This window comes from Pseudomonas sp. S36 (genome assembly GCF_016647875.1).
GTDB classification, from domain to species: domain Bacteria; phylum Pseudomonadota; class Gammaproteobacteria; order Pseudomonadales; family Pseudomonadaceae; genus Aquipseudomonas; species Aquipseudomonas parafulva.
Window position 1 is genome coordinate 67692 of sequence record NZ_JACVVG010000017.1, and the last position, 23492, is coordinate 91183.

Sequence of the window (23492 nt, forward strand, 5' to 3'; positions counted from 1 at the left end):
AGCTTACATGCATGAGTCAGACTCATGCCAATGATCGCATTTATCCTTTTGTGCAAAGCTGACCCAGGCCTCAGAATCGCCCTTCGTTCCCGCCTGTCATCACCAAGGACCGCCCCATGCACGTCGCCCCCACTACCGAGTTCAAGGCATTGCTGCGCCTGGCAGGCCCGCTGATCGCCTCGCAGTTGGCGCACATGCTGATGGTACTCACCGACACCCTGATGATGGCCCGCATCAGCCCACAGGCCTTGGCCGGTGGCGGCCTGGGTGCGGCGAGCTACTCGTTCGTGTCGATCTTCTGCCTGGGCGTGATCGCGGCGGTCGGCACCCTGGTGGCCATCCGCAAGGGTGGCAACGACATCGAAGGGGCCACGCGCCTGGCCCAGAACGGCCTGTGGCTGGCATGGGGCCTGGCGCTGTTTGCGGCGCTGGTGCTGTGGAACCTGGAGCCTGCGCTGCTGCTATTTGGGCAAAAGCCCGAGAACGTGGCCTCGGCCGCCGAGTTCCTGACCCTGCTACCCCTGGCCCTGCCCGGCTACCTCACATTCATGGCGTTGCGCGGGTTTACCAGCGCCCTGGGCCGTTCGGCACCGGTGATGGTCATCAGCCTGGTGGGTACGGTGCTCAACTACCTGCTGAACGTTGCCTTGATCGAAGGCATGTTCGGCCTGCCAAAGCTCGGCCTGATGGGCATCGGGCTGGTAACTGCCGTGGTGTCGATGGGCATGGCCATTGCCCTGGCGCTGTACATCCGCTGGCACCCGGCCTACGCCGCCTACCCACTGCGCAAAGGCCTGTCCCGCCCGTCGCTGCCGGCGTTGCGCGAGCTGTGGCGGCTGGGCCTGCCGATTGGAGGCACCTACATGGTGGAGGTGGGGCTGTTCGCATTCGCGGCGCTGTGCATGGGCGTGTTGGGCAGCACGGAGCTGGCGGCGCACCAGATCGCCCTGCAGATCGTGTCCACCGCGTTCATGGTGCCGACCGGCCTTTCCTACGCCGTGACCATGCGTGTGGGCCTGTACTTCGGTGCGGGCAACCTGCTGGCAGCCCGCAGCGCCGGGCGGATTGGCATCGGCCTGGGGGGCCTGATCATGTTCGCCTTCGCCGCGCTGTTCTGGCTGCTGCCCGACGCCCTGGTGGGGCTATTCATCGACCGGAATGACCCTGCGTTCTCGGCGATCTTCCAGCTGGCCGTGCAGTTGTTGATGGTGGCTGCCTGGTTCGAGCTGTTCGACGGCATGCAGACCATCGCCATGGGTTCGATCCGCGGGCTGAAAGACGCCAAGACCACGTTCCTGATCGGGCTGGTGTGCTATTGGCTGGTGGGCGCGCCAAGCGCCTGGCTGTTCACCTTTACCCTGGGCGGCGGCGCGGTCGGCGTCTGGTGGGGCCTGGCATTGGGCCTGGCGTGTGCAGCAGTGGCGCTTACGTTCGGCTTTGAATGGCGAATGAAGCGCCTGCTGGGTAAAGCCGGCTAGCCGGCCTCGGCCTGCTGGCACTGCAACAGGAACACCATCAGTTCGTCCACGGGCAATGGCTTGCTGACCAGAAAACCTTGCACCTGGTCACAGCCAAAGCCCCGCAACAAGCCGAGTTGCTCGTCGCTTTCCACCCCTTCAGCCACCACCTCCAGGTTGAGGTTGTGGGCCAGGTTGATCATGGCGTGCACCAGTTTGCGGTTTTCTTCGCGCATTTCCATCTCGGCGACGAAGCTGCGGTCCACCTTGAGCAGGGCGATGGGCAGGCTGTTGAGGTGCACGAATGACGAAAACCCGGTGCCGAAGTCATCCAGCGAGAAGCGCACGCCAAGGCGCCCCAAGGCGTCCATGGTCTGGCGCACCAGCTCGTTGCGGCGCATCACGGCCGTTTCGGTCAGTTCAAATTCCAGCCAGCGGGCATCGACCCCATATTCCTGAATGAGCCGGCTCAAGGTGGCCAGCAACTGGCTGTCCTGAAACTGGCGGAAACTCAGGTTGACGGCCATGTGCAGCGGCTCCAGCCCGGCCGCTCGCAGCGCCTGCATGTCCCGAAGCGCACGGGCGATGACCCAGTAGCCCAACGGCACGATCAGGCCGCTCTGCTCGGCCAGCGGCACGAACTCGCTGGGGGGCAACAGGCCACGCTCGGCATGACGCCAGCGTACCAAGGCCTCCAGGCCAACGATGTGGCCGTCCGCCAGGTTCAGCCGCGGCTGGTAGTGCAGCTCCAGCTCATCGCGGCGCAGGGCACGGCGCAGCTCGCTCTCCAGGTCTGCCAGGCTGCGGGCATTGCGGTTTATGCGCTCGTTGAAGACATGGTACGTGCAGCCCTGGCTGCCTTTGGCCTGGCGCATGGCGATGTGGGCGTGCCACATCAGCGGGTCGGCCCCACCTTGGGCGCGGGCATGTGCCAGGCCCAGGCTACAGCCCAGCAGCAGGCTTTCACCGTCGATCCAGTAAGGTTCGGCCAGCGCCTCGATGATGCGTTCGGCCATCCACTCGGCGCGTTTGGGGTCGCGGCGGGTGTCGATGAGCAGGGCGAACTCGTCACTGCCCAGCCGCGCCAGCTGGTCGCCGGCTTCCAGCTGGTGGGTCAGGCGGTTGACCACCTGCAGGATCAGCCTGTCCCCGCTTTGGTGGCCCAGGGCATCGTTGACGTGGCGGAAGTTGTCCAGGTCCAGGTGGCCCAGGGCCAGGCCGCGGCCTTCGTTTTCGGCCAGGCGAGCAGTGAGCAGCGCCTGGAAACCCTGACGGTTGGCTATACCGGTGAGGGGGTCCTGCTCTGCCAGGCGCTGCAAGGTGGCCACCAGTACACCCCGCTCGCGCACATGGCGCAGGCAGCGGCGCAAGGTATGGGCACTGAGCTGGTCACTGACCAGCCAATCGCTGACACCCGCTGGCACCGTTTCAGGTTCGTCGTTCAGCAACAAGATGGTGGGCAGCTCGCACCGGCCCGCTGCCGGCAACAGGGCCGGGGTTGCCAGCACGATCGCCTGGCGGTCTTGGCTGAACAGGCTGTCGACCGCCTCCCAGCTGGGTGCCGTTACCAGCACGGTTGTACCGCGCAAGGCAGGCATGCACGCGTGCAGCAAAGTGGCCCATTCCGGCTCATTGGCCAACAGCAGCAAACGCAGAGGTTCGACAGGCGTAGGCAAGGGGGCTCCTTAAAGCTTTACGGTGCAACGATGAACGGTGGCCATATTACTGCATTTAATGAAAATGATTTTCACTTTTAAACATGTTCTTGTGTGATGTCATTCCGACGTATTTTGTCGTGCATCGTGCGCGAATCCTGACCACCCGGCAAATACGATTTTTTCAGCTGCAACCATTAGTGCCACTAATGATGCTGCAAAAGTCTGACTCGCGCGTCAGACGGTCGCGCCACAATAGGCCCATGCCTGATAGAATGCGCGGCTATTTTCTGGCGACCCCCGGTTTCTAGCATGTCCCGACTCAATCCCCGGCAGCAGGAAGCCCGTGACTATGTCGGCGGCCCTCTATTGGTGCTCGCCGGTGCAGGCTCGGGCAAGACCAGCGTGATCACGCGCAAGATTGCCCACCTCATCCAGAACTGCGGCATCCGTGCCCAGTACATCGTGGCGATGACCTTCACCAACAAGGCCGCCCGCGAGATGAAAGAGCGGGTCGGGACCCTGCTGCGCCCAGGGGAAGGCCGCGGGCTCACGGTGTGCACGTTCCACAACCTGGGCCTGAACATCATCCGCAAGGAGCACGGCAAGCTGGGCTACAAGCCAGGCTTCTCGATCTTCGATGAGTCCGACATCAAGGCATTGCTGTCGGACATCATGCAGAAGGAGTACTCCGGCGACGACGGCATCGACGAGATCAAGAACATGATCGGTGCCTGGAAGAACGACCTGATCCTGCCACCCGAGGCCCTGGAAAAGGCGCGCAACCCGCGTGAGCAAACCGCCGCCATCGTCTATACCCACTACCAGCGCACGCTCAAGGCGTTCAACGCGGTGGATTTCGACGACCTTATCCTGCAGCCGGTAAAGCTGTTCCAGGAGCACCCCGAGGTGTTGGAACGCTGGCAGAACCGCGTGCGCTACCTGCTGGTGGACGAATACCAGGACACCAACGCCAGCCAGTACCTGCTGGTGAAGATGCTGATCGGCATGCGCAACCAGTTCACCGTGGTGGGCGACGACGATCAGTCGATCTACGCCTGGCGCGGCGCGCGCCCGGAAAACCTGATGCTGCTCAAGGAGGACTACCCCTCCTTGAAAGTGGTCATGCTGGAGCAGAACTACCGCTCCACCAGCCGCATCCTGCGCTGCGCCAACGTGCTGATCGCCAACAACCCCCATGCGTTCGAGAAGCAGTTGTGGAGCGAAATGGGCGTAGGTGACGAGATCCGCGTCATCCGCTGCAAGAACGAGGAAGCCGAAGCCGAGCGCGTGGCCATGGAAATCCTCACGCTGCACCTGCGCACCGACCGCCCCTACAGCGACTTTGCCATCCTGTACCGTGGCAACTACCAGGCCAAGCTGATCGAGCTGAAACTGCAGCACCACCAGGTGCCCTATCGCCTGTCGGGTGGCAACAGCTTCTTTGGTCGCCAGGAGGTCAAGGACCTCATGGCCTACCTGCGCCTGCTGGTGAACCCGGACGATGACAACGCCTACCTGCGGGTCATCAACGTCCCCCGCCGGGAGATCGGTTCCACCACCCTGGAAAAGCTTGGCAACTATGCCACCGAACGCGGCACGTCGATGTACGCCGCCAGCGAGGAGCTTGGCCTGGGTGAGCACCTGGATGCCCGCTACACCGAGCGCCTGCAGCGCTTCAAGCACTGGCTGGACGGCGTGCGCCAGAAGGTCGCGCTGGACGACCCGATTGCCGCGCTGCACGAAATGATCCGCGACATCGACTACGAAAACTGGATTCGCCAGCAGACCGCCAGCGACAAGGCGGCCGAGTTTCGTATCAGCAACGTCTGGTTCCTGGTCGACGCACTGAAAAACACCCTCGAGAAGGACGAAGAGGGTGACATGACCATCGAGGACGCCATCGGCAAGCTGGTGCTGCGCGACATGCTCGAGCGCCAGCAGGAAGAGGAAGAAAACGCCGAAGGTGTGCAGATGATGACCCTGCACGCGTCCAAGGGGCTGGAGTTCCCGTACGTGTTCATCATGGGCATGGAGGAAGAAATCCTCCCGCACCGCTCCAGCATCGAGGCCGACACCATCGAGGAAGAGCGCCGCCTGGCTTACGTGGGCATCACCCGCGCGCGCCAGACCCTGGCCTTCACCTTTGCCGCCAAGCGCAAGCAGTACGGGGAAATCATCGACTGTACGCCCAGCCGCTTCCTCGACGAACTGCCCCCGGAAGACCTGGCCTGGGAAGGCCTGGACGATGCCCCGGTCGAGGTCAAGGCCGCACGCGGCAACAATGCCCTGGCCGACATCCGGGCAATGCTCAAACGCTGATCAACCATTACTCTTAAACGCTGCCGCTGTTTGCGGCCACCTTTGTTACATCGAGGAATACCATAGTGGAAGCACTGCATCAGAAGATTCGCGAAGAAGGCATCGTGCTTTCCGATCAGGTTCTCAAAGTCGATGCGTTTCTCAACCACCAGATCGACCCCGCGCTGATGCAACTGATCGGTGACGAGTTCGCCCGCCTGTTCGCCGACGCCGGCGTGACCAAGATCGTCACCATCGAAGCCTCGGGCATTGCCCCGGCGGTGATGACCGGCTTGAAACTGGGCGTACCGGTGATCTTTGCCCGCAAACATCAGTCGCTGACGCTGACCGAGAACTTGCTGACGGCATCGGTTTACTCGTTCACCAAGCAGACCGAGAACACCGTGGCCATTTCGCCCCGCCACCTCAACAGCAACGACCGCGTGCTGGTAATCGATGACTTCCTGGCGAACGGCAAGGCGTCGCAGGCACTGATCTCGATCATCAAGCAGGCCGGAGCAACCGTGGCTGGCCTGGGCATCGTCATCGAGAAGTCGTTCCAGGGTGGGCGTGCCGAACTGGACAGCCAGGGCTATCGCGTCGAGTCGCTGGCGCGGGTGAAGTCGTTGGCCGGTGGCGTGGTGACGTTCATCGAGTAAGGCCTTGCTCGAGCGCCGCCTGGCACCGGCCCCGCCGGTGTTCGCGGGTGCCCCCACACCGACCGGGCACGGCGCATTTCTAGGCCGCTGTGGCGGCGAGGGCGGCCAGCAACAAGCGCTGGTAAAGGTCTTCTTTCAGGCCGTCGGGCTGCTCCAGCGCCATGCGCGCCAGATGCGCCTCATAACCTTCCGGCCCGGGCGCATCGAGGGTTGCCTTGCCCAGCGCCAGCACTTCGCTCAGCTTGAACTTGCTCTTCAACCAGCCAAGTGCCCGCAGCAGGTCCTGCTCCACATCGGTGAAGTCGGTACCCAGCGGGTATTCGGCAAACAGCTGGCTGTGCTGTGCGCGAACCGCCTCAAGGCGTTCAGGGGTGTTGTGCGTGAAGCGCGTGTCCAGCTGGAAACCTTTGGCCAGCTTGCCAGCGCTTTTCGCCTCCTCCATCAGCGCCTGCTGAAAGCGTGAGTCGCACACGGCCAGCAACCGCGCAATCACCTCGCTGTCGGTGTGCCCCCGCAGGTCGGCAACCCCATACTCGGTGACCACGATGTCGCGCAGGTGCCGGGGGATGGTGCAGTGGCCGTAGCGCCAGAACAGGTTAGAGGTGACCTCACCACCTGCCTCACGCCAGCTGCGCAGCAGCAGTATCGAGCGGCCGCCCTCCAGCGCATGGCCCTGGGCGACGAAGTTGTACTGCCCGCCTACCCCGCTGAGCACGCGCCCGTCTTCCAGCTGGTCCGCCACACCGGCGCCCAGCAGGGTCATGCCGAATGCCGTGTTGATGAACCGCGCATCACGGCGCTGGCGACGCTTCAGGGCTTCATCGCCATACAGTTCGTTGACGAAGCTGATGGCCGTCATGGCAAACCGTGCACGCTGCTCCAGGGGCATGTCACGCAGGCGCTGGTAAAACGACTGGGGCCCAAGGAAAAACCCACCGTGCAGCACCACCTCCTGCTCGTCTGCAGTACGTCGCAGCAGGCCCGCATCGGCCAGTTCCAGCAGGCCGTTGACGAACATCTCGCTGCAACCGTAAAGGCCTTCATCGAGCGGGGCCATACCGCCTTCCCGCTCGATCAACGGCTGCCAGGCGGCGGCGCCCAGTGCATCCAGTGCCTCACGATAGGCGGCATTATCGCCCTGGCGCGCCAGCAGCGCCGCCGCTACCGCGTCGCCCATGGCGCCGATACCAATCTGCAAGGTGCCACCATCGCGCACCAGGCTGCTGGCGTGCAGGCCAATGCAGTGGTCCTGGGTATTGACCGGCATGTTGGGCGTGGAAAACAGGCGCCGCTGCTCGGCCTCATCCAACAGCAGGTCGAAGGCATCCATCGGCAGCTCTGCGTCGCCTGGCATGTAGGGCAGTTGGGCATGCACCTGGCCGAGCATGAGGATGGTTTCGCCTGCTGCACGCCGGCGCTCGACCATGGGCAGCAAGTCCAAGGTGATGTCGGGGTTGCAGGCCAGGCTCAGGTGCACAGGCCGCTCTGGCGTGGCGGCCACCAGTTGCGCGATCAGGTTCAGGCCCTTGGCGTTGATGTCCCGGGCGGCGTGGCTGTAATTGCTACTGACGTAGTCCTGCTGGGCCGGCTCGCTGTTCAGCAGGCTGCCCGGCTGCATGAAGAACTGCTCCACACGAATGTTCGGCGGCAGGCTGTCGTTACGCAGGTCGGCCAGGTAATCGAGCTCTTCATAGTCGGCGAAGACACGCTCGACGAAGGGTTCGAGAAAGCGCCTTTGCAGGCCATCGCCCAGCGGTGGCCGGCCGAGGGACAACGCGGTGTAGAGGGTAAGCTGCCGCTCGGGCAGCTCGCGCACCCGGGCATAGAGGGCGTTGACGAACGCGTTGGGCTTGCCCAGGCCCAGCGGCAGGCCCATGTGGATATGGGCCGGCAGGCGCGACAGCACCTGGTCGACGGCATGTTCGACAGAGCAGAGGTGCATCGGGGGCCTCCTGAGTCACCCATGGATTCACGGGGTTGGACAGAAGGCTGGCAGCATTGGTTGCCGTGGCGTTGCAGCACCCCACAAAAACAAAACCCGCCATCGGCGGCGGGCTTCGTGCAATAACGCGGTGACCTACAGGCCGGACATCTTCTTGATGGCGGCTTTCAGGTCGTCATCCGAGCAATCGGCGCAGGTGCCTTTGGGCGGCATGGCATTGATGCCGGTGATGGCCTTGGCCAGGATGCCATCCAGCCCACCCTGGTGGTCGGCGCGCTCTTTCCAGGCTGCGGTATCGCCCACCTTCGGCGCGCCCAGCAGGCCAGTGCCATGGCAGGCGTTGCAGTGCTTGGCGATGATGTCATCCGGCGTCTTGGCGGCCCCACCGCCTGCTGTGGCGGCCACTTCCATGCCTTTGCATTCCTGGCCCTGAACACACACCTGGCCTACCGGCGCCAGGCGCTTGGCAATATCGTCGTTGGTTGCAGCGGTTGCGCTCATTGCCCAGAGGGCGAGTAAGGCGGCTGGTAGCGCCAGCATCTTCTTGATTTGGTTCACGCGAACACCCTCATGGTGGCTAATCATGCTCGCGGCCACGGATCCTCGAGCGCTGAAAAGTATAGCGGTAACCATAAGGGCGGGAAACGACCCTACACCGGAAAGGGGTATTGGCGAAACAATGCACTGCGCTGGATCAAAAGTTTGAAGGCGTTGCCGCGCTTATCAGCCGTGCTGGCTGGTCGTAGGGGTTGCGAAAACGGTGCGGGCGGGTGCTTTCGAAGTAGTAGCTGTCGCCTGCTTCGAGGATGAACAGCTCGGTGCCAACGACCAGTTCCAGGCGGCCTTCCAGCAGAATGCCGGTTTCTTCGCCGTCATGGGTCAGCATTTCTGCGCCGGTATCGGCACCTGGCGGGTAGACCTCGGTGAGAAAGGCGATGGCACGGTTGGGGTGCGACTTGCCAACCAGCTTCATGGTGACGGCACCATCGGAGATGTCGATCAGCTCATGGGCCTTGTACACGATCTGTGCCGGGCTTTCAGGCTCAAGTTCCACGGAAAAGAACTCGACCATGGACATGGGTATGCCACTGAGCACCTTGCGCAGGGAGCTGATCGAAGGGCTGACGCTGTTCTTCTCGATCATCGAGATTGTGCTGTTGGTCACCCCGGCACGCTTGGCGAGTTCACGCTGGGACAGGCCCTTGAGCTTGCGGATGGCTTGCAGTCGTTCGCCGACGTCCAAAGCTGGAGCCTCCTGAAACGGTGTGGGGGGTGGATGTGAACGATATCATGGCAACGCCGTTCAGTATTTACAACACACCGCCCCAACGCCATTCATTACGGCCCTCTACTCGCCGCAGTATTCCAGCGGTACGCGTTTGACGTTGCAGAACACCTGATACGGGATCAGGCCCGCATGGTCAGCCACTTCGCTGGCCAGCACCTGCTTGCCCCACAGCTCCACCGGGCTGCCCAGGGTGGCATGGGGCACGTCGGTAAGGTCCACGCTGAGCATGTCCATCGACACCCGGCCAATCAGTTGCGCGCGCGTGCCGGCCACCAGCACAGGTGTGCCGTTGGGTGCCTGCCGCGGGTAACCGTCGGCGTAGCCCATGGCGACCACGCCAACCCGGGTGGGCCGGGTGCTGACGAACTTGGCGCCATAGCCCACCGGCTCGCCTGCAGGCAGTTCACGCACGCTGATGATCCGCGATTGCAGGGTCATGACCGGCTGCAGGCGCTGCGCCTGAGGCTGGGCGGCGTCGAACGGCGTGGCGCCATACAGCATCAGGCCGGGCCGTACCCAGTCGCCCTGAGCCTGCGGCCAACCCAGCACACCTGGCGAGTTGCGCAGGCTGCACTCGGCTGCCAGGCCCTCCCGGGCCGCCTCGAATACGGCGATCTGGCGGGCAGTGGCGTCGGCTTCAAGCTCATCGGCCCGGGCGAAGTGGGTCATCAGCACGATGCGTGCGACCTTGCCGGTGGCCAGCAGCCGCTGGTAGGCGTCGTGGTAGTCCTTGGCGTGCAGGCCAACGCGGTGCATGCCGCTGTCCAGCTTGAGCCAGACGGTGATGGGCTTGTGCACCGGGGTGTTCTCGATGGCCTCCAGCTGCCACAGCGAATGCACGGCACACCACAGGTCGTGCTCGGCGATAAGGGCCAGCTCGCTGGCTTCGAAAAAACCTTCCAGCAACAGCACAGGCGCCTTGATGCCCGCGGCGCGCAGTTCCAGAGCCTCTTCGATACAGGCCACGGCGAAGCCATCGGCTTCGGCTTCCAGTGCCAGGGCGCAGCGCACGGCGCCATGGCCATAGGCGTCGGCCTTGATCACGGCAAGGGCTCTGGCACCGGTGAGTTCACGGGCCAGACGGTAATTGTGGCGCAGGGCCTGGAGGTCGATCAGGGCGCGGGCGGGGCGCATGGCGGCTGCCTTCTGGTGATTCAGGTTGAAAACGGTATGGGTGTGCCGGCGATGAGGCCGGCACCGCCACACTTACTGCTGGTGAACCGGTGCAGCATGCCCCTGCCTGGCCACTTCCCGGCCACTGCCGTAGCGCGAAATGTCCAGCCCTTCGGCGCTGATCTGCGGCTGCTTGCGTGCAATCAGGTCCGCCAGCAGGCGCCCCGAGCCACACGCCATGGTCCAGCCCAGCGTACCGTGCCCGGTGTTCAGGAACAGGTTGCGGAACGCCGTCGCCCCCACAATCGGGGTACCGTCCGGCGTAGCCGGGCGCAGGCCGGTCCAGAAACTGGCCTGGCCAAGATCACCGCCGCGAGGATAAAGGTCGTTGACGATCATCTCCAGCGTTTCGCGCCGACGCGGGTTCAGCGACAGGTCAAAACCGGCGATTTCGGCCATGCCGCCCACGCGGATGCGGTTATCGAACCGGGTGATCGCCACTTTGTAGGTTTCATCCAGAATGGTCGATGTGGGCGCCATTTCAGCGTTGGTGATCGGCACAGTCAGCGAGTAGCCCTTGAGCGGGTAAACCGGCGCCTTGATACCCAGCGGCTTGAGCAACTGCGGCGAATAACTGCCTAGCGCCAGCACGTAGCGATCGGCCGTTTCCAGCTTGCCATCGATCACCACACCGTTGATGCGATCGCCGGCGGCATCCAGGCGCTGGATGTCCTGGCCGAAGCGAAACTCCACGCCCAGCTTCACGGCCATCTCTGCCAGCTTGTTGGTGAACAGCTGGCAGTCGCCGGTCTGGTCGTTGGGCAGGCGCAAGGCACCTGCCAGAATATCCTTTACGCCGGCCAGCGCAGGTTCCACACGGGCAATGCCGTCGCGGTCGAGCAGTTCGTAGGGCACACCAGACTGCTCAAGCACCGCGATGTCCTTGGCCGCAGCATCCACCTGGGCCTGGGTGCGGAACAACTGGGTGGTACCGAGGCTGCGGTTCTCGTAGGCAATGCCGGTTTCAGCGCGCAGCTCGTCCAGGCAGTCGCGGCTGTACTCGGACAGGCGCACCATGCGCTCTTTGTTCACCGCATAGCGGTTGGCGGTGCAGTTGCGCAGCATCTGCGCCATCCACAGGTACTGATCGACATCGCCAGTGAGCTTGATGGCCAGCGGGGCGTGGCGTTCCAGCAACCACTTGATGGCCTTCAGTGGCACCCCCGGGGCAGCCCAGGGCGAGGCATAGCCGGGCGAGATCTGGCCGGCGTTGGCAAAACTGGTTTCCATGGCCACCGCAGGCTGGCGGTCGACCACCGTTACGTCGAACCCTTGCCGGGCCAGGTAATAGGCACTGGCGGTTCCGATCACGCCGCTACCAAGTACCAGAACTCGCATCGTCTTGTTCCTCACACGCGGCACGCCGCAGGTTGTTATTGGGTGGCCATTGATGAGCGCAGTATAGGAATTCGCGACCAGTGCATTTCACTATATAAAAGCCTAATATTGGCGAGAATTCTCGGCAGAATCGCCTTTGACGGAGGGGCATCCCCTATGAGAACCCAGCACCAGAGCAAGCGTGAACTGGACAAGATTGACCGCAACATTCTGCGCATCCTGCAAAACGACGGGCGGATTTCCTTTACCGAGCTGGGCGAAAAGGTCGGGCTCTCGACCACCCCGTGCACGGAGCGGGTTCGACGCCTGGAGCGCGAAGGCATCATCATGGGCTACAACGCGCGCCTGAACCCTCAGCACCTCAAAGGCAGCCTGCTGGTGTTCGTGGAAATCAGCCTGGACTACAAGTCGGGCGACACGTTCGAAGAGTTCCGCCGCGCCGTGCTCAAACTGCCCCATGTACTGGAGTGCCACCTGGTGTCCGGCGACTTCGACTACCTGGTCAAGGCGCGCATTTCGGAGATGGCGTCGTACCGCAAACTGCTGGGCGATATCCTGCTGAAGCTGCCGCACGTGCGGGAGTCCAAGAGCTACATCGTGATGGAAGAAGTGAAGGAAAGCCTCTGCCTGCCGATCCCGGACTGACCTACACCAGCACCTGCCGGGTAGTGGCAATGAACTGGTGAACCAGCTGTTCGGCGGCGGGGTCGATCATCGGTTCCGGGCCCCGGCCACGCGGGCAGGCCAGGCGCGGGGTGGTGCCGAACAGGCGGCAGATCATCGGGCGCTCCTGGTACACCGTGCAACCTTGAGGCCCCAGGTGCACGCAGTCCAGCCGCTCCAGTGCGGCGTCCTGTTCGGCCTGGGTTTTGCGCGGCAGGCGGGCCATCTCCTGGGCGGAGGTGGTGACCGGGCCGCAGCAATCGTGGCAACCAGGTTCGCATTCGAACGAGGGGATGAGTTCGCGCAGGAAGTGGATTTTGTGGCGGTTGCAGGGCATGGCGAAGTACAGGCTGACGAAGTGGGTGGATTATAGGCCCATTCGCGGGTAAACCCGCCCCACCGAATAGCCCGCCCTCGCGGTCTTAACCGCGAAACCGGGCATGGCCTGGCTGGTTGCTGCGCCTGCGCGGCACAGCTTATCCTCGCCGCTCTCTCCAGCTTCAGGGCCAGCCCGATGATCCACAGCGCGCAGCACGCCGCCTCCTACTACGCCGCCAGCCGCTTGCCACACCCGGATCACGCGTTCCTGCAGGGCGAACACAGCGCCGATGTATGCGTTGTGGGCGGAGGCTACTCGGGCCTTAACACCGCCATCGAACTGGCCGAACGCGGCTTTTCGGTCATCCTGCTGGAGGCCCGCAAGCTGGGCTGGGGCGCCAGTGGGCGCAACGGCGGGCAGCTGATACGCGGGGTTGGCCACGGGCTGGAGCAGTTTCTGCCGGTGCTCGGCGAGCAGGGTGTGCGCAGCCTGCAACTGATGGGGCTGGAGGCGGTGCAGATCGTGCGCGATCGCGTGGAGCAGCACGGCATTGCCTGTGACCTGAGGTGGGGCTACTGCGACCTGGCGAACAAACCTTCGCAACTGCAGGGTCTTGCCGAGGAAGCCGAGCATCTGCGCAGCCTGGGCTATGCCCACGCGCTACGCTTGGTGGGCAAGGACGATATCCACAGCGTGGTAGGCGCCGACTGCTACGCCGGGGGGCTGGTGGATATGGGCTCGGGGCACTTGCACCCACTCAACCTCGCCTTGGGCGAAGCGGCCGTGGCCAGCCGCCTGGGCGTGCGCCTATACGAACAATCCGAAGTCACGCGGATCGACTATGGCCCCCAGGTGCAGGTGCACACCGCACAAGGCCGGGTGCGTGCCAAGACCCTGGTGCTGTGCTGTAACGCCTACCTGAATGGGCTGGACCGCGAACTGGCTGGCAAGGTGCTGCCGGCCGGCAGCTACATCATCGCCACCGAGCCGTTGGGTGAAGAACGTGCTCGCGCCTTGTTGCCGCAGAACATGGCGGTGTGCGACCAGCGCGTTGCACTGGATTATTACCGCCTGAGCGCCGACCAGCGGCTGCTGTTTGGCGGCGCCTGCCATTATTCCGGCCGCGACCCTGGGGATATCGCTGCGTACATGCGCCCCAAGATGCTCAAGGTGTTCCCTCAACTGGCCGATGTGCGCATCGACTACCAGTGGGGTGGCATGATCGGCATCGGCGCCAATCGCCTGCCCCAAGTGGGCCGCCTGGCGGGCCAGCCGAACGTGTATTACGCCCAGGCGTATTCAGGCCATGGGCTCAATGCCACCCACCTTGCCGCGCGGCTGTTGGGCGAGGCCATCAGCGGCCAGGAAAGCGGGCGCTTCGACCTGTTCGCCAAGGTGCCGCACATGACCTTCCCTGGCGGCAAGCACCTGCGCTCGCCATTGCTGGCATTGGGGATGTTGTGGCATCGGCTCAAGGAGCTGGTTTGAAGGTTGGGCGGGGAGCGTCACGCCTTCCAGAAGGGCTTGCGGCCTTCGGTTCGGGCTTGCTCCCAGCTAAGCCCTACGTCGCGTAGCTCGTCGTCGGTCAGCTGCAACAGCGTTCTGCGGGTCTGCCAGCGGTGCAGCATCAGCCCCCAGCGGCCCAGCCCCTGCGGGGCATTGAATACCCTGGCTTGCTGGCCCGCCTCCAATTCCTTTGCCAAAAGCTGCAAGCGTACATCACTCATACCAGCCATCACTGCGCCCTCCACGTGTGCCGAATCCATAGGCAAAGCATGGGGGTTGGCGGCGATGGCAATACAGAGCCAATGCAGCCTTATTATTCCCATACAGAATTGGCCGCAAGCCGACTGAATGCTGTATTTTCCGCTCATCTGTACTGGTTGCTACGCCAAGTCAGCGCAGGAGTATGCCGTGACCCTTTACCTGAACCTCGCCGAGCTGCTCGGTGCCCGCATCGAACAAGGCCTTTACCAGCCTGGACAGCGGCTGCCCTCGGTAAGGGCCTTGAGTGCCGAACATGGGGTCAGCCTGAGTACCGTGCAGCAGGCGTACCGCATGCTGGAGGACGGTGGCATGGTCTCGCCGAGGCCCAAGTCCGGCTATTTCGTCAACGACCATCGCCAACTGCCAGCATTACCGGCCGTCAGCCGCCCGGCGCAGCGCCCGGTGGAAATCTCCCAGTGGGAACAAGTGCTTGAGCTGGTGCGCAGCACCCCGCGCCAGAACGTCATACAGCTGGGCCGCGGCATGCCCGATATCGAAGCCCCGACGCTCAAGCCACTGCTGCGCAGCCTGGCCCAGTTGAGCCGGCGCCAGGACATGCCAGGCCTGTATTACGACAACATCCACGGTAACCTGGCCCTGCGCGAACAGGTGGCACGCCTGGCGCTGGATTCGGGCTGCAGGCTGGCGCCCGCCGACCTCGTGATCACCACGGGTTGCCACGAGGCGCTGTCCTGCAGCATCCGGGCGGTGTGTGAGCCGGGCGACATCGTTGCGGTGGACTCGCCCAGCTTCCATGGCGCCATGCAAACCCTGAAGGGCCTGGGCATGAAGGCGCTGGAGATCCCCACCGACCCGGTCACCGGTATCAGCCTGCAAGCGCTGGAACTGGCCCTTGAGCAGTGGCCGATCAAACTTATCCAGATCACCCCAAGTTGCAACAACCCCCTCGGCTACATCATGCCCGAGGCCCGCAAGAAAGCCTTGCTGAGCCTCGCCCAGCGCTACGACGTGGCCATTCTGGAAGATGACGTTTACGGCGACCTGGCCTATACCTACCCGCGCCCGCGTACGGTCAAGTCGTTCGACGACGATGGCCGCGTGTTGCTGTGCAGCTCGTTCTCCAAGACCCTGGCCCCAGGCCTGCGGGTGGGCTGGGTTGCCCCGGGGCGTTACCTGGAGCGGGTGCTGCACATGAAGTACATCAGCACGGGCAGCACCGCCAGCCAGCCGCAGCTGGCCATCGCCGACTTCATCGCTGCGGGGCACTACCAGCCCCATGTTCGGCGCATGCGCAGCCAGTACCAGCGCAGCCGCGAACTGATGAGCGACTGGGTAACCCGGTACTTTCCGCCGGGTACCCGGGTAAGCCGCCCCCAAGGCGGCTTCATGCTGTGGGTGGAGCTGCCTGAACACTTCGACACGCTACGGCTGAACCGGGCGCTGCTCGAGCAGGACGTACAGGTGGCCGTGGGCAGCATCTTTTCGGCCTCGGGCAAGTACCGGCACTGTTTGCGCATGAACTTCGCCGCCCGCCCCACGCCGCAGATCGAAGCCGCCGTGCGCAAGGTGGGGGAAACCGCCCTGCGCCTGTTGGATGAAGAATACGCAGCCACGTAACTTTGCACAGCCCGGCACGGTCAAACCCGCAAGCCTTTCCTCGTACAGGACGACCCTCCCTTGAAAACCCAGCGAGCCCTGATGCTGGTGCTGCTGCTTGGCCTTGCCGGCTGCACCAGCGTCAGCACGCCCCGCGAGACCAGCCAGGCGCTACCGGCCAACGACTCAGCCTTCGGGCGCTCGGTGCTGCGCCAGGCTGCACCCTATGAGGGGCGCTCGGGCTTTCGCCTGCTGCCCAACAGCAACGAGGCATTCCGCGCGCGGGCCGAGCTGATCCGCAATGCTCAGGCCAGCATCGACCTGCAGTACTACATCGTCCATGACGGCCTCAGTACCCGCGCCCTGGTCCACGAACTGTTGCGCGCAGCCGACAGGGGTGTGCGCGTGCGCATCCTGCTGGACGACACCACCAGCGATGGCCTCGACGCCATCATGGGCACGCTCGCCGCCCACCCCAACATCCAGATCCGCGTGTTCAACCCTTTGCACCTGGGCCGCAGTACAGGGGTAACGCGGGCAATGGGGCGTCTGTTCAACCTGTCGCGCCAGCACCGTCGCATGCACAACAAGCTGTTCCTGGTGGATAACAGCATGGCCATTGTTGGCGGCCGCAACCTGGGTGACGAGTACTTCGACGCCGAGCCCAACCTGAACTTCACCGACATCGACCTGCTGAGCGTCGGGCCCATTGCCGAGCAGCTGGGGCATAGCTTCGACCAGTACTGGAACAGCGCACTGAGCCGGCCGATTACCGACTTTCTGTGGCACCAGCCCAACGAAAACGACCTGCACAGCAGCCGTCACCGCCTGGAAGTGTCCCTGGCCGAAGCACGAACCCAGCGCAAGCAACTGTACGACCGCCTGATGGCTTACCAGTCCCAACCACGCCTGGACACCTGGCGTAACGAGCTGATCTGGGCCCATGCCCAGGCGCTGTGGGACGCACCGAGCAAGGTACTGGCCGACGATGAGCCCGACCCGCAACTGTTGCTCACCCGCCAGCTGGGGCCGGACCTGCGTAACGTGCGCCACGAGCTGATTCTGGTGTCGGCCTACTTCGTCCCTGGCGAACCTGGGCTGCTGTACCTCACCCACAGTGCCGACGCAGGCATTTCGGTGAAACTGCTGACCAACTCACTTGAGGCCACCGACGTACCGGCCGTGCACGGTGGCTACGCGCCCTACCGCAAAGCCTTGCTGGAGCACGGGGTGAAGCTGTACGAGCTGCGCCGCCAACCGGGCGACCCAAGCGCCGGCAAGCTGAACTTCCATGGCGGCTCCGATTCCAGCCTGCACAGCAAGGCCATCGTGTTCGACCGGCACAAGACGTTCATCGGCTCGTTCAACTTCGACCCACGCTCGGTACTGTGGAATACCGAAGTCGGCGTGCTGGTCGACAGCCCGGAACTGGCGGAGTACACCCGGGCGCTGGCCGTACAGGGTATGGCCCCGTCCCTGAGTTACCAGCCGGAGCTGGTGGGCGGCAAGCTGATATGGGTGACGGAGGAAAACGGCCAGCGCCGCGTGCTGACGTCAGAACCCGGCGGCCTGTGGCGGCGCTTCAATGCCTGGATCAGCAAGGCGGTTGGCCTGGAGAAGATGCTGTAGGGAAAAGCCCGTTTAGCCCGGCACCGGCTCGAAAGCCCCACGGCGTCGGGTGAGCACCACCAACCCGGCGGCGCCTGCCGCCATCAGCAACGGCAGCGCGTGGCCACTGATCCATTGGCTGCCCGCCCCCGCCAGCAACGGCCCGAGCAGGCAACCGATACCCCACAACTGCGCCACGTGGGCATTGGCGCGTACCAGGGCGTCGTCCCGGTAGCGCTCACCGATCAGCACCAGTGACAAGGTAAACAGGCCCCCGGCACTGGCCCCGAACAGCACCCACAACGGCCAGATGGCAGGCGTGTGCAGCAACAGCGGAATCGCCAGGCTGGACACCAGCAAGGTCGTGGCGCACCCGGTGAAGAGGGTTTGCCGTGACATATGGTCAGCCAGCACGCCAATGGGCAACTGCAGCACTGCATCGCCTACCACCACGGTACTGACCATGAACAGGGCGATTTCCGTGCTGAAACCCTGCTGCAGGCAATAAACCGGCAGCAGCGTGAGAATCATCGCTTCGAACGAAGCGAACAGGGCAATAGCCCAGGCGATTACCGGCAAGCGCTTACAGAACGCGTACAGGTCGCCGAACGTGACACTGCAGGCTTCGGTGGAGGGTGCTCCGCCGCGCCCCAGCAGAAGCAGCGGCGCCAGCAGCAACAGCCCGGTCGCCGCCCAGAACCCGAAGTCATCGTCCGAGCCGAGCACGCCCAGCACCAGCGGGCCGGCCAACTGGCTCAGCGCATAGCTGCTGCCATACAGCGCCACCAGCCTGCCCCGCCATTGCTCGACCACCAGCTGGTTGATCCAGCTTTCGCCAAGGATGAATACCACGGTCAGGGCCATGCCGATCAGCAGGCGCAGCAGCAACCACAACGGGTAGCTGGGCAGCAGTGCCAGCAGGCCGATCGACAGCGCACCAGCCCACAGGCACAGGCGCATGGCAGAAGGCACGCCCACCCAGCCCGCCAGGCGGCTGGCAAGGCTGGCGCCTGCCAGCACACCCAGCGCGGGCATGGCCGCCATCACCCCGATAGCGAAGCTGCCGTAGCCCCAGGCTTCGAGGCGCAGGGACACCAACGGCATGCTGACGCCGAGCGCAAGCCCGACGCTCAGCACCGACGCCAGTACGGCGAAGTAGGTACCCCAGCGCATCGCAGCCCCCCGGGCTTACAGCTTGATCCAGGTCGCTTTCAGCTCGGTGTATTTCTCCAGTGCATGCAGGGACTTGTCACGGCCGTTGCCTGACTGCTTGAAGCCACCAAACGGGGCAGTCATGTCGCCGCCGTCGTACTGGTTGACCCAGACACTGCCGGCGCGCACGGCGCGGGCAGTTTTGTGCGCCTTGGAAATGTCCGAAGTCCAGATGCCGGCGGCCAGGCCATACGGGGTGTCGTTGGCAATGGCCACCGCTTCCTCGGCGGTATCGAAGCTGATCACCGAAAGCACCGGGCCGAAGATTTCTTCCTGGGCGATCTTCATGGCGTTGGTAACGCCATCGAAGATGGTCGGCTCTACATAGGTGCCGCCGGTTTCTTCCAGGGTGCGCTTGCCGCCTGTCAGCAGCTTGGCGCCGTCCTTGTGGCCTGCCTCGATATACGACAGCACGGTGTTCATCTGCTGGGTATCGACCAGGGCACCCACAGTGGTCTGTGGGTCCAGCGGGTTGCCTGGCTTCCAGCCCTTCAGGGCCTCCACCACCATGGGCAGGAACCTGTCCTTGATGGACCGTTCGACCAGCAGGCGCGAGCCTGCGGTGCACACCTCACCCTGGTTGAAGGCGATGGCACTGGCAGCGGCCTGCGCGGCAGCCTGCAGGTCTGGCGCGTCGGCGAACACGATGTTCGGGCTTTTGCCACCGGCTTCCAGCCAGACGCGCTTCATGTTCGACTCGCCCGCGTACACCATCAACTGCTTGGCAATCTTGGTGGAGCCTGTGAATACCAGGGTATCGACGTCCATATGCAGGGCCAGGGCCTTGCCGACGGTGTGGCCGTAACCCGGCAGCACGTTCAGTACACCGGCCGGAATGCCGGCCTCGATGGCCAGCTGCGCAATACGAATGGCCGTGAGCGGTGATTTTTCGGACGGCTTGAGCACCACTGAGTTACCGGTGGCCAGGGCTGGGCCCAGTTTCCAGCAGGCCATCATCAGCGGGAAGTTCCAGGGGACGATGGCGCCTACCACCCCTACCGGCTCGCGGGTAACCAGGCCAAGCTGATCGTGGGGGGTGGGGGCAACCTCGTCGTACACCTTGTCGATGGCTTCGGCTGTCCAGTGAATGGCATTGGCTGCACCAGGGATGTCGATGGTGGAGGAGTCGCCGATCGGCTTGCCCATGTCCAGGGTTTCAAGCAGTGCCAGCTCTTCGACGTTCTTGCGCAGCAGGTCGGCAAAGCGGACCAGCTTGGCTTTGCGCTTGGCCGGGGCCAGCTGCGACCAGACACCGGCATTGAAGGTGGCGCGGGCATTTTCAACGGCGCGGTTGGCATCGGCCAGGTCGCAACTGGCAACCTTGGCCAGGAAGCGTCCGTCAACCGGGCTCAGGCATTCGAAGGTGTCACCGGATGCGGCATCGGTGTATTCGCCGTTGATGAAGGCGCGGCCTTCGATCTTCAGTTGCTGGGCACGCTGTTCCCAATCTGCACGAGTCAGGGTGGACATACGAAACTCCTCCTCTTGTTTAAATGCAATGCCGCTCTGAGGGCTCACGGGCATTGTCGGAATAGGGCCGGGCGACACGCGCACACTGGCATGCGATACCCTAAACCAGCCCCTTCAAACTATCAATATATTTGACACCCAAGGCTCAAAAGCCTACTCATGTTAATTTTATTGAACAATCACAGGAGCCGACTCATGAGCATCGACCGTATCATCGACTTCGCCCAGGCCATAACCGAGGCAGAGCGCTACCGACCTGCCGCAGAAAAGATCATTAAAGGCGCGCCTGACCAGGCGGTATACAACCATTACTCCAGCCCTTGCGGGCAGTTTGCTGCCGGCGTCTGGGAAGGCGAGGTGGGGCAATGGGTGGTGAATTACACCGAGCATGAGTATTGCGAGATCGTGCAGGGTGTTTCGGTGCTGCGCGATCAGGAAGGCGGGGCCAAGACCCTGCGCGCCGGTGACCGTTTCGTCATTCCGGCCGGGTTCAAGGGCACATGGGAAGTACTTGAGCCGTGCCGTAAGATCTACGCACTGTTCGAGCAGAAGTAACCTGTGGCTTCAACGCCTGACAGGTATAAAAAAACCCGCGTCCTTTCGGATGCGGGTTTTTTTCAGGTCGCCGATCAATTACTTGATCTTGGCTTCCTTGTACACCACGTGCTTGCGGACAACGGGATCGTATTTCTTGATCTCGATTTTGTCCGGGGTGGTGCGCTTGTTCTTGTCGGTGGTGTAGAAGTGGCCAGTGCCAGCACTCGAAACCAGACGGATCAATTCACGCATGACGTTCTCCTTAGAACTTTTCGCCGCGAGCACGCAGCTCGGACAGCACTACTTCGATACCACGCTTGTCGATGACACGCATGCCCTTGGCAGATACGCGCAGACGCACGAAACGCTTCTCGGACTCAACCCAGAAACGGTGGTGTTGCAGGTTCGGCAGGAAACGACGACGGGTTTTGTTGTTTGCGTGGGAAATGTTGTTCCCGGTTACTGGACCCTTACCAGTAACTTGACAGACTCTCGACATGACTCAGCCCTCTAAAACCACATGCCCAACCCGGCATGGGTTGGCCGCTTAATCTCTCAGTCTTTGGCGCCAGGGCGCCGTGATTCTGGAGGTCTTATCGACCGGATTCGCTGATGCGACAGGCCGAGCCCCTAGAAAAGAGCGCTGCTTTATACCAGAAAGACTCGCTTGCAACAACATCTGATGCACGCCGGCAACAGGCTGAATGCCGCGGGCCAGCATACCGGCAGGCCTGGCTGGCGGTTGACCGCTCGTCGCCAGTTGCACAAAAAAGGGTGTGGTCATTTCCAGGCAGGGGCACTAGGGTAGGCCTTTTCCAGACTGCACTGGCAGATGGGCCATCTGACAGCCAAGGAGCCACCATGCGTGCCACCGCCTATTCGTTATTGTTTACCTGCCTGTGCGCCGCAGGCCTCGCCCAGGCCGCGCCCCTCAGCGTTTGCACCGAGGCCAGCCCCGAAGGCTTCGACGTGGTGCAGTACAACTCGCTCACCACCACCAATGCTACCGCCGACGTGCTGATGAACCGCCTGGTAGACTTCGATGCCGCCCAAGGCAAGGTGGTGCCGAGCCTTGCGGCCAGCTGGAAAGTATCTGCCGATGGCCTGGTGTACGACTTCACCTTGCGCGATGGCGTGAAGTTTCACAGCACGCCTTACTTCAAGCCTACCCGCGAGCTGAATGCCGATGACGTGCTGTTCAGCTTCCAGCGCATGCTCTACCCGGCCCACGCGTGGCACAAAACGGCACCTGGCGGCTATCCGCACGCCCAATCACTGCAGCTGGGCAGCCTGATCAAGGCGATCGACGCCCCTACGCCGAATACCGTGCGCTTCACCCTCAGCCACCCGGACGCCACGTTCCTGGCCACCTTGAGCATGGGCTTCGCCTCGGTCTACTCCGCCGAGTACGCCGACAAGCTGATGAAGGCCGGTACGCCAGACAAGCTCAACAGCCAGCCGATCGGTACCGGGCCATTCGTGTTCCAGCGCTTCCAGAAGGATGCGGTGGTGCGCTACCGCGCCAACCCGGACTACTTCGCCGGCAAGCCAGCGGTGGACCCGTTGATCTTCGCCATCACCACAGACGCCAATGTGCGGTTGCAGAAGCTCAAGCGTGGCGAATGCCAGGTTGCCCTTTCGCCCAAGCCGCTGGACATTGCCGAGGCGGGCAGCAACGCTGACCTGAAGGTGGCCAGCACCCCGGCATTCATGACGGCCTTCGTCGCCATCAACAGCCAGCACCCGCCGCTGGACAAGCCAGAGGTGCGGCAGGCCATCAACCTGGCGTTCGACAAGCAGGCCTACCTCAAGGCGGTGTTCGAGGGTTCGGCGGTGGCCGCCAACGGGCCCTACCCGCCCAACACCTGGAGCTACGCCAAGGACCTGCCGGGTTACCCGCTGGATTTGAACAAGGCCAAGGCCCTGCTGGCCAAAGCAGGTATGGCCGATGGCTTCAGCACCACGATCTGGACCCGGCCGTCGGGCAGCTTGCTGAACCCTAACCCCAGCCTGGGTGCACAGATGCTGCAGGCGGACCTGGCCAAGATCGGTATCAAGGCAGAGATTCGTGTGATCGAGTGGGGTGAGCTGATCCGCCGCGCCAAGGCTGGCGAACATGACCTGCTGTTCATGGGCTGGGCAGGTGACAACGGCGACCCGGATAACTTCCTGACCCCGCAGTTTTCCTGTGCGGCGGTGCAGTCGGGTACCAACTTCGCGCGTTTCTGCGACAACCGCCTGGACCAGCTGATCAGCGCTGGCCGCACTACCAATGACCAGAGCGTGCGCAGCAGGCTGTACCAGCAGGCACAAACGCTGATTCAGCAGCAGGCGCTGTGGGTACCCCTGGCGCACCCTACCGCGGCTGCGTTGTTGCGCAAGGACGTGGAGGGGTACCAGGTGAGCCCGTTCGGGCGGCTGGATTTCAGCAAGGTTTCGGTGGGCAAGTAATCAGGTTGGGCCTGCGAGGTGTTCGCCGTGGCGGGTGCAGCGCTTGTGAGATCGAGCGCCGCCCGCGCGGCGCATCGCGAGCTGCGCTCGCTCCT

The 23492-nt window shown here is 63.4% G+C and carries 21 protein-coding genes; 9 read left to right on the forward strand and 12 right to left on the reverse strand.

Annotated features, from left to right (window positions below; all coding sequences use genetic code 11):
- Positions 1–116 precede the first annotated feature (116 nt).
- Complete coding sequence (locus tag IAE36_RS12165; protein ID WP_201212627.1) at positions 117–1478, forward strand: NorM family multidrug efflux MATE transporter; 1362 nt, start codon at positions 117–119, stop codon at positions 1476–1478.
- Here IAE36_RS12165 and IAE36_RS12170 read toward each other — a convergent pair.
- Positions 1475–3133 carry a putative bifunctional diguanylate cyclase/phosphodiesterase gene (locus tag IAE36_RS12170; RefSeq protein WP_201212629.1) on the reverse strand — a complete coding sequence of 553 codons (1659 nt, stop codon included), beginning with the start codon at positions 3131–3133 and terminating at the stop codon, positions 1475–1477. The genes IAE36_RS12165 and IAE36_RS12170 overlap by 4 nt on opposite strands.
- Before the next feature lie 291 nt (positions 3134–3424).
- Here IAE36_RS12170 and rep point away from each other — a divergent pair, with 291 nt between their 5' ends.
- The gene (gene rep, locus IAE36_RS12175; RefSeq protein ID WP_028632915.1) at positions 3425–5434 is read left to right on the forward strand and encodes a DNA helicase Rep; all 2010 of its coding nucleotides are present in this window, start codon (positions 3425–3427) and stop codon (positions 5432–5434) included.
- Positions 5435–5499: 65 nt separating this feature from the next.
- Complete coding sequence (locus IAE36_RS12180; protein WP_028632914.1) at positions 5500–6072, forward strand: xanthine phosphoribosyltransferase; 573 nt, start codon at positions 5500–5502, stop codon at positions 6070–6072.
- A 79-nt stretch (positions 6073–6151) separates the two neighbouring features.
- On the opposite strand, the gene IAE36_RS12185 is transcribed toward IAE36_RS12180, so the two are convergent.
- The 5 genes from IAE36_RS12185 to dadA all read right to left on the reverse strand — a co-directional run bounded on the left by IAE36_RS12185 (position 6152) and on the right by dadA (position 11894).
- Positions 6152–8014 (reverse strand): acetyl-CoA hydrolase/transferase family protein, encoded by a 1863-nt coding sequence (locus IAE36_RS12185; protein WP_201212631.1) that lies wholly within the window; start codon positions 8012–8014, stop codon positions 6152–6154.
- Between the two features lie 135 nt (positions 8015–8149).
- Positions 8150–8572: a c-type cytochrome gene (locus IAE36_RS12190; protein ID WP_028632912.1), complete on the reverse strand. Its 423-nt coding sequence runs from the start codon at positions 8570–8572 to the stop codon at positions 8150–8152.
- A 136-nt stretch (positions 8573–8708) separates the two neighbouring features.
- Complete coding sequence (locus tag IAE36_RS12195) at positions 8709–9257, reverse strand: cupin domain-containing protein (protein WP_028632911.1); 549 nt, start codon at positions 9255–9257, stop codon at positions 8709–8711.
- Between the two features lie 105 nt (positions 9258–9362).
- Positions 9363–10436: an alanine racemase gene (gene alr / locus IAE36_RS12200; RefSeq protein ID WP_201212633.1), complete on the reverse strand. Its 1074-nt coding sequence runs from the start codon at positions 10434–10436 to the stop codon at positions 9363–9365.
- 72 nt (positions 10437–10508) lie between these two features.
- On the reverse strand, positions 10509–11894 hold the full coding sequence (dadA, locus tag IAE36_RS12205) for a D-amino acid dehydrogenase (protein ID WP_154660054.1): 1386 nt from the start codon (positions 11892–11894) through the stop codon (positions 10509–10511).
- Between the two features lie 75 nt (positions 11895–11969).
- On the opposite strand from dadA, the gene dadR reads away from it, so the two are divergent.
- The gene (dadR, locus tag IAE36_RS12210) at positions 11970–12458 is read left to right on the forward strand and encodes a transcriptional regulator DadR (protein ID WP_003258963.1); all 489 of its coding nucleotides are present in this window, start codon (positions 11970–11972) and stop codon (positions 12456–12458) included.
- 1 nt (position 12459) lies between these two features.
- On the opposite strand, the gene IAE36_RS12215 is transcribed toward dadR, so the two are convergent.
- Positions 12460–12813 (reverse strand): YkgJ family cysteine cluster protein, encoded by a 354-nt coding sequence (locus tag IAE36_RS12215; RefSeq protein WP_028632908.1) that lies wholly within the window; start codon positions 12811–12813, stop codon positions 12460–12462.
- 177 nt (positions 12814–12990) lie between these two features.
- Between IAE36_RS12215 and IAE36_RS12220 the strand changes: the two genes are divergently transcribed.
- Positions 12991–14283: an NAD(P)/FAD-dependent oxidoreductase gene (locus IAE36_RS12220; RefSeq protein ID WP_201212635.1), complete on the forward strand. Its 1293-nt coding sequence runs from the start codon at positions 12991–12993 to the stop codon at positions 14281–14283.
- A 17-nt stretch (positions 14284–14300) separates the two neighbouring features.
- Here the strand turns inward: IAE36_RS12220 and IAE36_RS12225 are convergent, their stop codons facing one another.
- Positions 14301–14531, reverse strand: a complete 231-nt coding sequence (locus IAE36_RS12225; RefSeq protein ID WP_201212643.1) for a DUF1127 domain-containing protein — start codon at positions 14529–14531, stop codon at positions 14301–14303.
- A 178-nt stretch (positions 14532–14709) separates the two neighbouring features.
- On the opposite strand from IAE36_RS12225, the gene IAE36_RS12230 reads away from it, so the two are divergent.
- Entirely contained in the window at positions 14710–16140 is a 1431-nt protein-coding gene (locus IAE36_RS12230; protein ID WP_161629583.1) for an aminotransferase-like domain-containing protein, read from the forward strand.
- Positions 16141–16221: 81 nt separating this feature from the next.
- Complete coding sequence (locus IAE36_RS12235) at positions 16222–17748, forward strand: phospholipase D family protein (RefSeq protein WP_442967452.1); 1527 nt, start codon at positions 16222–16224, stop codon at positions 17746–17748.
- Positions 17749–17760: 12 nt separating this feature from the next.
- Here IAE36_RS12235 and IAE36_RS12240 read toward each other — a convergent pair whose 3' ends face one another.
- Positions 17761–18900 carry an MFS transporter gene (locus tag IAE36_RS12240; RefSeq protein ID WP_201212639.1) on the reverse strand — a complete coding sequence of 380 codons (1140 nt, stop codon included), beginning with the start codon at positions 18898–18900 and terminating at the stop codon, positions 17761–17763.
- 15 nt (positions 18901–18915) lie between these two features.
- On the reverse strand, positions 18916–20409 hold the full coding sequence (locus IAE36_RS12245) for an aldehyde dehydrogenase (RefSeq protein WP_060480902.1): 1494 nt from the start codon (positions 20407–20409) through the stop codon (positions 18916–18918).
- A 195-nt stretch (positions 20410–20604) separates the two neighbouring features.
- Between IAE36_RS12245 and IAE36_RS12250 the strand changes: the two genes are divergently transcribed.
- The gene (locus tag IAE36_RS12250; RefSeq protein WP_028632901.1) at positions 20605–20964 is read left to right on the forward strand and encodes a cupin domain-containing protein; all 360 of its coding nucleotides are present in this window, start codon (positions 20605–20607) and stop codon (positions 20962–20964) included.
- Positions 20965–21042: 78 nt separating this feature from the next.
- Here IAE36_RS12250 and rpmG read toward each other — a convergent pair whose 3' ends face one another.
- Together rpmG and rpmB are read right to left on the reverse strand one after the other, a co-directional pair.
- Positions 21043–21198 carry a 50S ribosomal protein L33 gene (gene rpmG / locus IAE36_RS12255; RefSeq protein WP_003253507.1) on the reverse strand — a complete coding sequence of 52 codons (156 nt, stop codon included), beginning with the start codon at positions 21196–21198 and terminating at the stop codon, positions 21043–21045.
- Positions 21199–21208: 10 nt separating this feature from the next.
- Entirely contained in the window at positions 21209–21445 is a 237-nt protein-coding gene (gene rpmB / locus IAE36_RS12260; protein WP_028632900.1) for a 50S ribosomal protein L28, read from the reverse strand.
- A gap of 362 nt (positions 21446–21807) precedes the next feature.
- On the opposite strand from rpmB, the gene IAE36_RS12265 reads away from it, so the two are divergent.
- Entirely contained in the window at positions 21808–23397 is a 1590-nt protein-coding gene (locus IAE36_RS12265) for an ABC transporter substrate-binding protein (RefSeq protein WP_201212641.1), read from the forward strand.
- The last annotated feature ends 95 nt before the right edge of the window (positions 23398–23492 follow it).

Excerpts from the sequence above, each read along its gene's own strand:
- IAE36_RS12225 (WP_201212643.1), bottom strand. The coding sequence starts at position 14,531 with ATGGCTGGTATGAGTGATGTACGCTTGCAGCTTTTGGCAAAGGAATTG.
- alr (WP_201212633.1), bottom strand. The coding sequence starts at position 10,436 with ATGCGCCCCGCCCGCGCCCTGATCGACCTCCAGGCCCTGCGCCACAAT.
- IAE36_RS12245 (WP_060480902.1), bottom strand. The coding sequence starts at position 20,409 with ATGTCCACCCTGACTCGTGCAGATTGGGAACAGCGTGCCCAGCAACTG.
- IAE36_RS12165 (WP_201212627.1), top strand. The coding sequence starts at position 117 with ATGCACGTCGCCCCCACTACCGAGTTCAAGGCATTGCTGCGCCTGGCA.
- IAE36_RS12250 (WP_028632901.1), top strand. The coding sequence starts at position 20,605 with ATGAGCATCGACCGTATCATCGACTTCGCCCAGGCCATAACCGAGGCA.
- IAE36_RS12265 (WP_201212641.1), top strand. The coding sequence starts at position 21,808 with ATGCGTGCCACCGCCTATTCGTTATTGTTTACCTGCCTGTGCGCCGCA.
- IAE36_RS12215 (WP_028632908.1), bottom strand. The coding sequence starts at position 12,813 with ATGCCCTGCAACCGCCACAAAATCCACTTCCTGCGCGAACTCATCCCC.
- rpmB (WP_028632900.1), bottom strand. The coding sequence starts at position 21,445 with ATGTCGAGAGTCTGTCAAGTTACTGGTAAGGGTCCAGTAACCGGGAAC.
- rep (WP_028632915.1), top strand. The coding sequence starts at position 3,425 with ATGTCCCGACTCAATCCCCGGCAGCAGGAAGCCCGTGACTATGTCGGC.
- IAE36_RS12185 (WP_201212631.1), bottom strand. The coding sequence starts at position 8,014 with ATGCACCTCTGCTCTGTCGAACATGCCGTCGACCAGGTGCTGTCGCGC.
- IAE36_RS12235 (WP_442967452.1), top strand. The coding sequence starts at position 16,222 with ATGCTGGTGCTGCTGCTTGGCCTTGCCGGCTGCACCAGCGTCAGCACG.
- rpmG (WP_003253507.1), bottom strand. The coding sequence starts at position 21,198 with ATGCGTGAATTGATCCGTCTGGTTTCGAGTGCTGGCACTGGCCACTTC.
- IAE36_RS12240 (WP_201212639.1), bottom strand. The coding sequence starts at position 18,900 with ATGCGCTGGGGTACCTACTTCGCCGTACTGGCGTCGGTGCTGAGCGTC.
- IAE36_RS12220 (WP_201212635.1), top strand. The coding sequence starts at position 12,991 with ATGATCCACAGCGCGCAGCACGCCGCCTCCTACTACGCCGCCAGCCGC.
- dadR (WP_003258963.1), top strand. The coding sequence starts at position 11,970 with ATGAGAACCCAGCACCAGAGCAAGCGTGAACTGGACAAGATTGACCGC.